The following is a 13,998-nucleotide window of genomic DNA, read 5'->3' on the forward strand; positions in this document are numbered from 1 at the left end:
TAATGACCAGTTAAGAAAGTCCCATTAAACTAGAAAACACGTAAGTCGTATCCATACTTACTGAAGATTAGAAGCAATATCCCCCCTTAAAGGAGTAGAAACATGAAAAAAACAATTGAGACAAGTTTTAAACGAATCGAAACAAAATATATCGTCGCAAAAGATGACGTAAAAGACTTGATCAAAGACTTAAAAAAATACGTCGTAGAAGATGATTATCCAACTTCAACTATTTCAAACATTTATTTTGATACGGAAAATTTTGAGGTTATTCAAGATGCTCTTGCGAAACAACACCGCCGTGAAAAAATACGTATGCGGACTTATATAGAAACACCTCAAGCAGACAGTCCGGTATTTCTAGAGGTGAAGTCAAAAGATGAAGAAGGAATTGGCCATAAATTCCGTCTAGTCGCTACTTCACAAGCCATTATCAACTTGATGACAGATGGGACAGTAGATCATCAGATACAAGATCCAGACTTAGTGCAAGAGATTCAGAGATTGCGCAAACGCTATGGTCATCGGTTGGAACCACGGATGTTCATTTACTATGATCGCTTGTCTCTCAAAGAAAAGAAATCCATTCAGGGTTATCCTTATCAGAAAATTCGCGTGACAATCGATCAAAACTTAGTCTTTCGTGATCAAGCTGTTAGTCTTTTTCATGGGAAGAAAGGAGAACCTTTGTTAGAGGATGACTTCGTGATCATGGAAATTAAGGCTCCCGGACAAGAACCTCAATGGTTAAAGGATATTTTAGAGAAGTATGGTTTGGTCAAGCAGAAATTTTCAAAATATAGCTGTGCTTATCATAAATCACAAGGATTGGATTATGCCCCAAGACCAGTGGAAGAAACGGTAGGTGCTGCCTATGTCTAATCTATTTGATTCTATTTTTAATAATGCCACAGCAACGGTGGATCCCTTGCGCTTACTGCTGGCCCTTTTGATCAGCCTCTTTCTAGGAATGGCCCTATCTTGGACCTATAAATACCGGACACTGTACACTCGAGAGTTTGTCATTAGTTTGACCTTGCTTCCTTGTATGATGACCTTAGTGATCTTTTTGGTCAATGGAAGTTTGGGAACCTCGATTGCAGTGGCAGGGACCTTTAGTTTGATTCGTTTCCGGTCAGCTACGAGTGGTTCGAGAGAGTTGATTGCGATTTTTCTAGCCATGATTATAGGACTAGCAGCAGGATCGGGCTATCTTTTATTGGCCATTTTATCAACCCTCTCTTTACTAGGGGTTTGGCTTGTATTGGAGAACAAACAGAGTAAGGCAGATCATCAACGGCGCCGTCATTTGACTATTACCGTCTCAAAACAAGATTCTGTTGCAGAACAAATCAGCCAGTTGTTGGACCAAAGGTGTTCAGAGATTGACTTTATTTCTGTCACAACGGCCCAAGCTGGAGAACAACTGACCTTGAACTATGAGGTAAATATGAAATCAAACATTGATGATTTTGGCCTTGCCAATCTATTGATTAGCAAGATTGAAAATTGTGATGTCGCTCTGACAAAGAAAGCGAAGAAAAGAAAGAATTTATAACTGCTATCCTACTTTAGGATAGTTTTTTAGGGTTTTAAGAACTTTTTAAGAAAAAGTGGTATACTGTTTCTAAAAAATGGAAGGAATCCTTTATGAAAAAGACTGCTATTTTTGAAGATGTCGTCTCTATTATGACCCATGATTCATCTACCATCAAGGATCGAAAAGGATGCGATCTAGAGCCTTTTCGAGAAAACATTACAGATGATATGACAGATGATGCCTTTCTCTATCAAGTTAAGACTTACCTAGCTAGTTTTGGGGTGATCGGGCATGTTTCCTTTCGAGATAAAAAGGCCAGTCCAAAAGGGTTTCTTTTGAGAATAAACGGACAGAAACTGTATGTTGAGGAAGCTAATGAAGATACGGGTCTTCAAGTAGGAGATCAGATCCTAGGTTTGGATGGAAGTGACTTGGATCAGATAGCTTCTCTTCATAAAGACTATTTTATCAGTAAGACCCCTGAAAGACACTACCGAGAATGGGCGGATTTGGTCTCTCAGTCAACGAGTGTCACCCTGCTTCGAGAAGGGATAGAAAAGACCATTGAAGTAGTCCCTAGTCGAGAACCGATCCAAGATCAGATTTTTTGGAAAAGATTAGACGATGAGATTCTTTATCTTCGTCTGGATAACTTTATGGATGAAGGAGCCATTAGTCGGGTATATCAAGAGTGTTTACCGATGATGACGGAAGTCAAGTTTCTTCTCATTGATGTTCGACAGAACGGCGGAGGGACAGATTCTTTATATATCCCTCTATTACATCTAGGTTTAGAAAAGGATCAGGGCTATGATTCGCTTGACGGGGACGATGATGGTATGGAAATTCTCTATACGGAACGCAATGTTGATCTGCGCTTGAAAGATTTTGAGGACTGGATGCAACAGGAAGAAATTAGTCCTGAAACAGTTAAGCTGCTTGAAGATATGAAAAAGGATTTGCTCCGCCATCGAGGCAAAGGTTATGTACTGTATCAGCAAGAAAGCGAGGAATTCTTCCCAGAGGTTAAAGGTGGCCACTATCCTGAACGGATCTTTATATTGTCGGATATCTACTGCGCTTCATCTGGGGATAACTTTGTTCAGATGATGAAACAGTTTAAGAAGGTAACGGTGGTGGGTCGACCAACTCTCGGGATTCTAGACTACTCTAATTGTTGTACGGTTGATTATGGCAATTTTTGTTTAATGTTTCCCACCTCTCGCTGTTTAAGCGTGGATAAAGGGAAAGGGATGACGGATCAGGGTGTTCTACCCGATATAGAGATTCCTTGGACACCTAGCCATTTCGAGAGAGATGTGGATCTGGACAAGTGTCTGGAGTTGATTCGTCAGGGGAATGTTAAATAAAACAGGATTTCAATCAGAAAAACTGATTAAAGAAAAAAATCCTTTGGTTAGAAGGGATAAATGTCTGAAATGATAACGTTTTCTACGACATTCTCACTATGTTTAAAATTGCTTACTTGGTATAAAAAATGGTAAAATAGTGAGTAACAATCAAAATGAAGAGTGAAACTTATGAAACATAAAACACTTTATAAATTTATCGGGCAGACGGTCTTGTATTTCGCCATTTTCCTAGCCCTACTTTATTTCTTTAGTTACCTTGGTCAAGGTCAGGGTGGCTTTATCTACAACGAATTTTAGAAAAGGAGACTCCTAGCCGTGTCAAACCAACCAATTACTGATATGATCGAGACAATTGAACGTTATGCGCAACTACAACCAGACTATCCTGTCTACAATGTCCTTGGTGAGGAGCATACCTATGGCCAATTGAAGGCTGATTCAGATAGCTTGGCTGCCCACATCGACCAAATGGGACTTCCTGAAAAGTCACCTGTAGTAGTCTTTGGTGGTCAAGAATATGAAATGTTAGCAACCTTTGTGGCCTTGACAAAATCTGGCCATGCCTATATCCCAATTGATAGCCACTCTGCCTTGGAGCGCGTGTCTGCCATTGTTGAAGTAGCAGAGCCAAGCTTGATTATTGCCATCAATGAATTTCCATTGGAAAACCCAGCTGCTCCAATCATGTCCTTGGTGCAAGTGCGTGAAGCTTATGCGGCTCAGCATGCCTATGACTTGAAACATCCGGTCAAAGGGGATGATAACTACTACATCATCTTTACCTCAGGGACAACTGGGAAACCAAAAGGGGTGCAAATTTCGCACGACAACTTGCTCAGCTTTACCAACTGGATGATTACGGACAAGGAATTTGCAACGCCAGAGCGTCCGCAAATGTTGGCACAACCGCCCTATTCCTTTGACTTGTCTGTCATGTACTGGGCACCGACCTTGGCTCTTGGAGGAACCCTTTTTGCTCTTCCATCAGCCATCACTCAAGACTTCAAACAACTCTTTGCGACGATCTTTTCTCTTCCGATTGCGATCTGGACTTCAACACCATCTTTTGCAGATATGGCTATGCTGTCTGAAGATTTCAATGCTGAAAAGATGCCAGGTATCACCCATTTCTACTTTGATGGGGAAGAGTTGACCGTTAAAACGGCTCAGAAATTGCGCGAGCGTTTCCCAAATGCACGCATCATCAATGCCTACGGCCCAACGGAAGCAACTGTAGCTCTTTCGGCTGTAGCCGTAACAGATGAGATGTTAGCTACTTTGAAACGTCTGCCAATTGGTTACACCAAAGAAGATTCTCCAACCTTCATCATTGATGAGGCAGGCAATAAATTGCCGAATGGTGAGCAAGGGGAGATCATCGTATCTGGCCCAGCTGTTTCAAAAGGTTATATGAATAATCCAGAGAAAACAGCAGAAGCCTTCTTCGAATTTGAAGGTCTTCCAGCCTACCATACGGGAGATGTCGGAACCATGACGGATGAAGGCCTTCTTCTCTATGGTGGTCGGATGGACTTCCAAATCAAGTTTAACGGTTATCGTATCGAGCTAGAGGATGTCTCTCAAAACTTGAACAAATCGAAGTATATTGACTCAGCAGTCGCAGTACCGCGTTATAATAAAGATCACAAGGTCCAAAATCTCTTGGCCTATGTCATCTTAAAAGAGGGCGTCAAAGAACAATTTGAGCGCGAAATTGATATCACGAAAGCCATTAAAGAAGATTTAGAAAACATCATGATGTCGTATATGATGCCTTCAAAATTCCTCTATCGTGACAGCCTGCCATTAACACCAAACGGGAAAATCGACATCAAAGGGTTGATTAGCGAGGTTAACAACCGATGATCGAGTTTTTGAAACAGCTCCCTCATTTAGAACACTATGGAACACCGATCTATTTTATCTACCTCATTCTAGCTTTTTTGCCGATCTTTGTGGGCCTCTTTTTCAAAAAGAGATTTCCGGTATATGAAGGACTTGTGAGTCTGATCTTTATCATTTTGATGCTGACAGGTTCGAATCTCAAGCAAATTTATGCCCTGCTCTTTTACGTAGTCTGGCAAATCTTGATTGTGTATTCCTACAAGATCTATCGTCAAAAAGCGGACAATAAGTGGATTTTCTATCTTCATTCCTTCTTGTCTGTCTTGCCCCTGATCTTTGTTAAGGTAGAGCCAGCAATCAAGAATGGGCACCAATCCTTGTTTGGATTTTTAGGGATTTCGTATTTAACCTTCCGAGCTGTCGGAATGATCATCGAAATGCGAGATGGTGTCTTGAAAGAATTCACACTTTGGGAATTCTTACGCTTTATGCTCTTTATGCCGACCTTCTCAAGTGGGCCGATTGATCGTTTCAAGCGTTTTAATGAGGATTATAAAACCATTCCTGAGCGTGAAGAATTATTGGATATGTTGGAGCAAGCTGTTAAGTATATCATGTATGGCTTCCTTTATAAATTTATCCTAGCTCATATTTTTGGCCACTTATTGTTAGGACATGTGCAGACCTATGCCTTGTCTCAAGGTGGATTCTTCAATATCGGAACGCTGGGAGTCATGTATGTTTATGGCTTTGACCTCTTCTTTGACTTTGCGGGCTATTCGATGTTTGCTTTAGCAGCTTCAAATCTGATGGGAATTAAAAGTCCAATCAACTTTGATCGTCCCTTTAAATCACGTGACTTAAAGGAATTCTGGAATCGTTGGCATATGAGTTTATCTTTCTGGTTCCGTGATTTTGTCTTTATGCGTCTCGTGATGGTATTGATGCGCAATAAAGTATTCAAGAGCCGGATTACCACCTCAAATGTTGCCTATATTATCAATATGTTGGTCATGGGCTTCTGGCACGGGGTGACCTGGTACTACATCGCTTACGGGCTCTTCCATGGGCTTGGACTGGTTATCAATGATGCTTGGATTCGTAAGAAAAAGACCATTAATAAAGAAAGAAAAGCAAAAGGATTGGATCCTATACCGGACAATCGTTGGACCAAAGCTTTAGGGATCTTTATCACCTTTAACACAGTGATGCTGTCCTTCCTGATTTTCTCAGGATTCTTGGATCAACAATGGTTTCCAAAATTGAAATAAAAGGAGAATAGAAAAATGGATGTAAAATCACAAGTAATTGAAATTATTGACGAATTGTTTATGGAAGATGTCTCAGACATGATGGATGAGGATCTCTTTGATGCGGGTGTCCTTGATAGTATGGGGACAGTCGAATTGATTGTGGAACTGGAAAATCGCTTTGGCATTCGTGTTCCTGTATCTGAATTTGGACGCGATGATTGGAATACTGCTAACAAGATCGTAGAAGGTGTAACGGAGCTTCAGAATGCTTAAGCGTTTATGGCTGATTTTAGGGCCCGTATTTTGCGCGCTCCTCATGGTAACAGCTTTATTATTCTTTTATCCAATCAATCATAAGCACAACTATACTGAAGAGAAAAAAGCTGCGGTTAGTCTGAATGCAGAAGGATTCAAGAGTCGTACAAAGAAACAAGAAGCACTTTCTGATCCACAGCATCGCTTTGTCCCTTATTTCGGCTCCAGTGAATGGTTGCGTTTTGATGTGGTGCATCCAGCAGTTTTGGCTGAAAAATATGACCGCAATTACAGACCCTACTTTTTAGGAGAACGTGGTGCGGCTTCTTTGAACCAGTATTTTGGGATGCAACAGATTTTGCCAGAACTCAAGGACAATACAGCTGTTTATGTAGTTTCTCCGCAATGGTTCACCAAAAAGGGATACGATTCCTCTGCCTTTCAACAATTCTTTAATAGCGATCAGTTGAATAGCTTTATTGCCAATCATAAACAGGATGCTGCATCCCAGTATGCTGCAAAGCGTCTGTTACAACAGTATCCAAATGTCGCCTTTCAAAGTGTTGTAACGAAAATTTCTCAAGGAAAGAAAATTTCCAGATTTGATCAGTCTTTGAACCAGTTTGTTTCCCACCTTGTCCAACGCGAAGATGCTTTGTTTAGTAATCTTGCAACGCGTACAAACGGGAATTACGATAAGAAGGTCAAAAAACGTCTACAAGATTTACCAGATCAATTCTCATATGAGAAATTGGAAGAAATTGCAACGGCTGAAGCAAAAGTCAAGACCAATAACAACGACCTTGGAATCAGCAATCATTTTTACAATACTCGTTTAAAAATGAAGTTGAAGAAACTAAAAGGTTTCCAAAAAAACGAATCCTATGTTCAATCTCCTGAGTACAATGACTTGCAGTTGGTTCTAGACCAGTTTGCTAAATCTCGGACCAATGTTATCTTTGTCATTCCTCCAGTTAATGCCAAATGGATGAAATACACAGGCTTGAGCCAAGAAAAGTATGAACAGGCTGTTCAAAAGATTCGTTACCAATTGGAAAGTCAAGGATTCACCAATATTGCAGACTTTTCTAAAGATGGTGATCAGCCCTACTTTATGGAAGATACGATTCATATGGGATGGAATGGTTGGCTAGCCTTTGATAAAGCGGTCAATCCCTTTGTCACAAAGGCTGAAAAAGCACCAACTTACCATCTAAATGATCGCTTCTTCAGCAAAGACTGGGCCCAATATAAAGGGACACCAGACGAATTTAAATAATGCTTGATCAAAGGGGGCAGGATCAAATCCTGGCTCCTTGATTTGTGAGGAAAGTGACGAGAAAGTCACAAATAAGCAAGAGAGTTATCCACAGGCTGTGGGAAACTTGCTTGTAAATGGATGAAAGCAAGTCCTGATGCTGACGACGCTTCCTCTTTTGAGGGGGCAAAAGGTGAAAGTTATCCACATTTTTGTGGATAAGTGATAAAAAACAGTGGATAAGTCAGCTGGTTTGTGAAAAGGAGAATAGTGTGAAAAAAATTTGGTTTTACGCAATCGTTCAGGGAATTGTGATCTTTTTTATTGTGGGTGGCATGACCTATGTGCTTAGGGGAGATTTCTTTTTCCGCTACCTATCCCCTATTTTTGGACTAGCAGCAGCTGTCTTGCGATTTGGGACGGCGACTTTAATGAAGGTGCTAGCACCCACTCTCTACGATGATCCCAAAAAGAAAGAAGAGAGCCACGATAACTAAAGAAGTTGGTAACTGAAAAAGTTGAGCTAAAGGCCACTTTCTGCTGGTCTTTATGGTAAAATAGAAGGAAGAATATTAGTTTGGAGATTAATTAGAAATGAAACGTTCAATGTATGCTGGACGTGTTCGTGAAGAACACATTGGAACTCATATTACTTTGAAAGGATGGGTTAGCCGTCGTCGTGATTTGGGTGGTTTGATCTTTATTGATTTACGCGACCGCGAAGGAATCATGCAATTGGTGATCAATCCAGAAACAGTTAGTGCAGAAGTGATGGCCACAGCTGAAAGCATCCGCAGTGAATATGTTGTAGAAGTGACAGGTCTTGTGGAAGCTCGTGAACAAGCGAATCCAAACTTGCCTACAGGAGCAGTAGAACTCAAGGTAGAAACTATTACGGTTCTCAATACCGCAAAAACAACACCATTTGAAATCAAGGACGGTATTGAAGCCAATGATGATACTCGTCTTCGTTACCGCTACTTAGACCTTCGTCGTCCTGAGATGTTGGAAAACCTCAAACTTCGTGCAAAAGTAACCCATTCAATCCGCAATTACTTGGATGAATTAGAATTTATTGATGTGGAAACACCGTTTCTTTCTAAGTCAACTCCAGAAGGAGCGCGTGACTATTTGGTTCCTTCCCGTGTCAATAAGGGGCATTTCTATGCCCTTCCACAAAGTCCTCAGATTACAAAACAATTGTTGATGAATGCTGGATTTGACCGCTATTATCAAATCGTGAAGTGTTTCCGTGATGAGGATTTACGGGGAGACCGTCAACCTGAGTTTACACAAGTCGACTTGGAAACTTCTTTCTTGAGTGATCAAGAAATCCAGGATATCACAGAAGGCTTGATTGCACGTGTCATGAAAGAAACCAAGGGAATTGAAGTAACACTCCCATTCCCACGGATGAATTATGATGACGCTATGGCCTTGTATGGTTCAGATAAACCAGATACACGTTTTGAAATGTTGCTCCAAGACTTGACAGAGCTTGTCAAGGGTGTAGACTTCAAAGTCTTCTCAGAAGCTCCAGCAGTTAAGGCGATTGTTGTCAAAGGTGCAGCGGATCATTACTCTCGTAAAGACATCGATAAATTGACAGAAGTTGCGAAGCAATACGGTGCAAAAGGTCTTGCTTGGGTGAAATATGCTGAGGGTACTTTGAACGGTCCTGTTGCGAAGTTCTTGACAGACTTGACAAGTGACTTGACAGCTGCTTTACAGTTAGAAGACAAAGATCTAGTTCTCTTTGTAGCAGATACTCTTGAAGTAGCCAATGCAACGCTTGGTGCTTTGCGTGTTCGTCTTGCGAAAGAGCTTGACTTGATTGACAACAATCAATACAACTTCCTTTGGGTAGTGGATTGGCCAATGTTTGAATGGTCTGAAGAAGAAGGCCGTTATATGTCTGCTCACCATCCATTTACACTTCCACAAGCTGAAACAGAGCATGAATTGGAAGGAGATCTTTCAAAAGTTCGAGCAATTGCCTATGATATCGTCTTAAATGGCTATGAATTAGGTGGAGGAAGCCTACGGATTAATCATAAAGATTTACAAGAACGGATGTTTAAGGCACTTGGATTTACAAAAGAAGCTGCCAATGAACAATTTGGTTTCTTGTTGGAAGCAATGGATTATGGTTTCCCACCACATGGAGGATTGGCGATTGGTTTGGACCGCTTCGTGATGCTTCTTGCAGGTGAAGATAATATTCGGGAAGTCATTGCCTTTCCGAAGAATAACAAGGCGACAGATCCAATGACACAAGCTCCTTCTGTCGTTTCTGAAAAGCAATTGGATGAGTTAAATCTTCAAGTAGAACTAGCAGAGCAAGAATAGGACAAGAGAGAAAAGGGAAAGTCTAGGAATCAGTTGCTCTAAGATCTTCCTTTTCTTCTAATCGATGGATTGAAAATGAAAAAAATTCGCTTTCATAAGCTATTTCGCTATCATGTGCGGCGACTAGCTTATAACATTAAATTATTGCGCGTGCTGAAGAGCATCTCCCGTGAGAAATACGATGAAAAAGTGTCAGCTTCCTTGCTGTATGGTTTTCTATCAGCGATTGCCGTCAACTTCTTCTTTCAACCAGGACATGTATACTCCAGCGGTGCAACAGGGCTAGCTCAGATTTTATCTGTTCTGAGCCAACGCTTTATTGGCTTTACGATTCCCGTTTCCTTGACCTTTTATGCCATCAATATCCCTTTGATGATTGTGGCTTGGTATCAAATTGGCCATAAATTTACCATCTTTACCTTTATTACGGTTTCGATGAGTTCCCTCTTTATTCAGTTCGTGCCAGTGATTACGTTGACCAACGATCCGATCATGAATGCCCTATTTGGTGGGGTTGTCATGGGAACAGGGATTGGTTTTGCTCTTCGGAACAACATTTCCAGTGGAGGAACGGATATTGTCAGTTTGACGATTCGAAAACGGACAGGAAAGAATGTCGGCAGTATCTCCTTTTTGGTCAATGGGACCATTATGTTGATCGCTGGTCTGACCTTTGGTTGGAAGTATGCTCTTTACTCTATGATTACCATCTTCGTATCGAGTCGAGTAACGGATGCTGTCTTTACCAAGCAAAAACGGATGCAGGCAATGATCGTAACGAGCCAGCCAGATGCCATTATTGAAAAGATCCATAAAAAATTGCATCGTGGAGCAACCATTATCCACAATGCAGAAGGAACCTATAACCATCAGGAAAAAGCGGTTCTGCTGACAGTTATTACGCGTGCAGAGTTTAATGAATTCAAATATATTATGAAAAAAGCTGATCCTCAGGCTTTTATCACCATTTCAGAAAACGTTCATATCATTGGACGCTTTGTGGAAACAGAAGAATAAAAATAAAGGTCACCACATTGTGGTGACCTTTATTTTGTTGATTCAGTTTCGTGGAGAAGGAGCCAACTATGGGCAGGAATAGAAAGTTCCTTTCCTTTAGGAATAGGCGCTTGGAGGTTGGCATGAGGATAGGCAAATAGCAGCTGACTATCGCTCGGATGTTGATAGGTCTTTTCTTGATCACCGATATTGACGAGAATCGTTATTTTTTCACGATCTTTCTCAATCGTGTAGATCAAATGATGATCAGACAACCATTTGACATCACAGTAGTCGCGAATCTCTTGCCCTTTTTTCAAACGAAGGAGTGGCTGTGATTTCCGATAAGCAATCAATTCTTCAAGAAAAGCAATTTCTTCTTGGCATTTTGAAAGGGATGTCCAGTCCAATTGGTTGAGATGATCTGGCATGTTATAGGTGTTGTCTTCGAGCTCTTTTGTGCGGTAAAATTCTTGACCAGCATGGATAAAAGGTACACCTTGGGATAATAATACCAAATGAAGAGCGAGGCGTGAGAGAGCTTTTCGCTCCTCTAGACGAATCTCTTCTTTTTCAAGTTGGAAATAATCAAAAACAGTTGCATTGTCATGGCATTCGACGTACTGAATGGCTTGTTGAGGTTGGATGAAATGAGCAGGTCCTACTTTCCCGACATTTGCTGTTAGGATATTAGAAAAATCATTGGCTGGATGTTGACTATCACGACGGTGATCGGCTAAGAGTGTTCTCTTGACCGTATCCCGGAAGTTATCACTGAAAAAGCCAAAGACTGGTAATCGTTTCGCATTATACTGGTGAGCGAGCTGATCTTCAGAGAAGCCGGTATCCATCTTCCACCCTTCCCCATAGAGATAGATGTTAGGATAGATTTCACGGAGTTCTTCTGCAATCTCTGTCATGGTTTGAATGTCTAGGATTCCCATCAAGTCAAAGCGGAAACCATCAAAGCCGTAGAGGGAAACCCATTGTTTGAGAGATTGTTTGATATAGTGTCTCACCATGGAGCGTTCACTTGCTACGTCATTTCCACAGAAGGTTCCATTGGTCCGCTCTCCCTCTGCATTATAACGGTAGAAATAACCAGGAACGATCTGTTCAAAAGCATACTCATCTGCCTGGTAGACGTGATTGTAGACTACATCCATGATAACACTCAGATTGGCCCGGTGATAGGTGTCGATGGTGTCTTGGAGCTCTAGGATTCGTGCATAAGGATCGTTAGGATCACTCGCATAGCTGCCTTCTGGAACATTGTATTGAACAGGATCATAGCCCCAGTTGTAGGCTTTCCATTGATCCTCTTCATCGACACTACCGAAATCGTAAACTGGAAGTAACTGTACATGGGTAATGCCCAGTTTTTGAAGGTAATCAAATCCAAGGATCTGGCCATTTAGTTGGGGCGATTCTGTCAAGCCTTTAAACTTACCAGGATGCTTAAAGCCAGCCTCTTTTTGGACAGAGAAATCACGAACGCTCATCTCGTAAATGATTGCTTCTGTTGGGTCTAATTGACGAGTGGCACGCGTGATAGGACGTGTGATCTTCTTCCGGTCGATGACCAAGCTATCTCCAGAGTTCGCTAAAGAGGATAGAGCATAGGGATCGTGAATCCGACGTTCTAGGCCATTGACACGAAACTTATAGTGGTAGGCAGCTCCTTCCCAATCCCCTTTGAGCACGAGTTCCCAGACACCGTTTTCTGTACGATTCATCGGATAGACCTGATCTTCGATATGGAGACTCACATCTTGCGAAATCGGTGCCCAGAATTTAAATTGCGTCTGACGTGGTGTGTAGAAACTTCCTAGATCTTCTCCAGTATAGGTGAAGGTTTGATCGAAAATGGGTTTGCGAACGATGTTTCGATAGTGGAGTATAGAAGAATTTCCAGTAGCATCGTAGATGGTGTACTCTTCTCCGAGTTCAAGTGGAATAGGGCTTAAGAAATAGTCTCCTGTGTCAGTCGCTGCACTTGACGTTTTGACAGGGATTAAGGCAAGATGACCTTGGTTCGTTTTCAAATAAAAAGGAAGGATATGCTCCTCTCCCTTTTGGATACGAATGAGGTCTTGGTCATCTAAATAAGCAGTAAATGTAGACATAAAGACTCCTAAAGTTTCGTAATGGTATGGTCAATCAATTGACGGTAGCAGACGGTTTTTCCTTCTTTGTGATCTTTGATGATTTGAAGGATGGTCCGGACAGATTCACGCCCGAGTTCCACCGCATTGATGTCAATATAGGCTTCAATATCGAGTCGTGGCTTGATCGAATCAAAGGAAATAATCGGGATTGTCAGCTGGTGTTCTAATAGGTATTGGCGCACCCCTTCAGCAACGAGAATATCGGTTGTCATGATGGCATCTAACTCTGCTAGGGGAAGGCTCTCCATCATTTGATAAGAATTGTCTTCCAACATAAAACCAAATGAGAAATGAACCAGTTTTTCATCGAGAGGAATCCCTGCTTTTTGGAGGGCTTCTTTATAACCTTCGTAGCGGTCTTGAGATACGAACAGTTCTTTGTTTCCCCCGATAAAAGCAATTTTTCGGTAGTTTTGTTGAATGAAATAATCCGTCGCATCAAATGCAGCCTTGATATTATCATTATCCACTAGCGATACAAAAGGTGAAGCTGCCTTTCCGAGAATGAGGAAGGGGAACTTGTCTTTGATCGCAAATTCAACGAGGGGATCATTCGGGTTGGAATAAAGGAAAATCAAACCATCTACACGATTTCCGTAGATGAGTTGTTTGAGGTTGTCGAGCCGCCGTTCTTCATTTTGCCCCGTACAGATTTGGATGGCATAATCATTGTCTGACGCGATCTGGGTAATCCCTCTTAAAACAGTTGGGAAGAAAGGATTCTGGTAGAAGACGTCACTGTCGATTGGTAGGACCAAAGCAATGACTTGACTAGATTGGCTGACAAGGCTGCGAGCATTAAGATTGGGATGGTAGTCCAATTCGACCATGGCCTCACGGACACGTTTTTTTGTTTCATCACTAATCGTGGATTTGTTTTGGATGACGCGCGTGACAGTTGAAGGCGCGACGCCAGCGAGTTTCGCCACATCTTTGATGGTAACACGCATGAGAAAACCTC

At 41.6% G+C, this 13,998-nt stretch carries 13 protein-coding genes; 11 read left to right on the forward strand and 2 right to left on the reverse strand.

The features are described from left to right. The first annotated feature begins 102 nt into the window (after positions 1–102). The 11 genes from H7T97_RS04355 to H7T97_RS04405 all read left to right on the forward strand — a co-directional run bounded on the left by H7T97_RS04355 (position 103) and on the right by H7T97_RS04405 (position 10,890). Positions 103–882, forward strand: coding sequence for a polyphosphate polymerase domain-containing protein (locus H7T97_RS04355; protein WP_201089515.1), 780 nt, complete (start codon positions 103–105; stop codon positions 880–882). Next, positions 875–1,558 carry a DUF4956 domain-containing protein gene (locus H7T97_RS04360; RefSeq protein WP_201089518.1) on the forward strand — a complete coding sequence of 228 codons (684 nt, stop codon included), beginning with the start codon at positions 875–877 and terminating at the stop codon, positions 1,556–1,558. Before H7T97_RS04355 ends, H7T97_RS04360 begins: the two co-directional genes overlap by 8 nt. 92 nt (positions 1,559–1,650) lie before the next feature. Further along, positions 1,651–2,910: a S41 family peptidase gene (locus tag H7T97_RS04365; protein ID WP_049471786.1), complete on the forward strand. Its 1,260-nt coding sequence runs from the start codon at positions 1,651–1,653 to the stop codon at positions 2,908–2,910. 171 nt (positions 2,911–3,081) lie between these two features. Beyond that, positions 3,082–3,210, forward strand: a complete 129-nt coding sequence (locus H7T97_RS04370) for a teichoic acid D-Ala incorporation-associated protein DltX (RefSeq protein WP_003002102.1) — start codon at positions 3,082–3,084, stop codon at positions 3,208–3,210. 18 nt (positions 3,211–3,228) lie between these two features. Further along, positions 3,229–4,779, forward strand: a complete 1,551-nt coding sequence (gene dltA, locus H7T97_RS04375; protein WP_201089520.1) for a D-alanine--poly(phosphoribitol) ligase subunit DltA — start codon at positions 3,229–3,231, stop codon at positions 4,777–4,779. Next, positions 4,776–6,029: a D-alanyl-lipoteichoic acid biosynthesis protein DltB gene (dltB, locus tag H7T97_RS04380; RefSeq protein ID WP_070464736.1), complete on the forward strand. Its 1,254-nt coding sequence runs from the start codon at positions 4,776–4,778 to the stop codon at positions 6,027–6,029. The genes dltA and dltB overlap by 4 nt, the downstream gene beginning before the upstream one ends. A 15-nt stretch (positions 6,030–6,044) precedes the next feature. Next, positions 6,045–6,284 carry a D-alanine--poly(phosphoribitol) ligase subunit DltC gene (gene dltC / locus H7T97_RS04385; RefSeq protein WP_003002265.1) on the forward strand — a complete coding sequence of 80 codons (240 nt, stop codon included), beginning with the start codon at positions 6,045–6,047 and terminating at the stop codon, positions 6,282–6,284. Continuing rightward, complete coding sequence (dltD, locus tag H7T97_RS04390) at positions 6,277–7,545, forward strand: D-alanyl-lipoteichoic acid biosynthesis protein DltD (protein WP_049495718.1); 1,269 nt, start codon at positions 6,277–6,279, stop codon at positions 7,543–7,545. The genes dltC and dltD overlap by 8 nt, the downstream gene beginning before the upstream one ends. 251 nt (positions 7,546–7,796) lie before the next feature. Then, entirely contained in the window at positions 7,797–8,021 is a 225-nt protein-coding gene (locus H7T97_RS04395; protein WP_021154124.1) for a hypothetical protein, read from the forward strand. 97 nt (positions 8,022–8,118) lie between these two features. Continuing rightward, complete coding sequence (gene aspS / locus H7T97_RS04400; protein WP_024055458.1) at positions 8,119–9,873, forward strand: aspartate--tRNA ligase; 1,755 nt, start codon at positions 8,119–8,121, stop codon at positions 9,871–9,873. 75 nt (positions 9,874–9,948) lie between these two features. Further along, positions 9,949–10,890 (forward strand): YitT family protein, encoded by a 942-nt coding sequence (locus H7T97_RS04405; protein ID WP_003009152.1) that lies wholly within the window; start codon positions 9,949–9,951, stop codon positions 10,888–10,890. A 29-nt stretch (positions 10,891–10,919) separates the two neighbouring features. On the opposite strand, the gene pulA is transcribed toward H7T97_RS04405, so the two are convergent. Beyond that, the gene (pulA, locus tag H7T97_RS04410; RefSeq protein ID WP_201089522.1) at positions 10,920–12,995 is read right to left on the reverse strand and encodes a type I pullulanase; all 2,076 of its coding nucleotides are present in this window, start codon (positions 12,993–12,995) and stop codon (positions 10,920–10,922) included. Between the two features lie 8 nt (positions 12,996–13,003). Continuing rightward, positions 13,004–13,987: a LacI family DNA-binding transcriptional regulator gene (locus tag H7T97_RS04415; RefSeq protein WP_013904333.1), complete on the reverse strand. Its 984-nt coding sequence runs from the start codon at positions 13,985–13,987 to the stop codon at positions 13,004–13,006. Positions 13,988–13,998 lie beyond the last annotated feature (11 nt).

Origin of the sequence: Streptococcus parasanguinis, assembly GCF_016648925.1 — a bacterium.
Lineage (GTDB): Bacteria > Bacillota > Bacilli > Lactobacillales > Streptococcaceae > Streptococcus.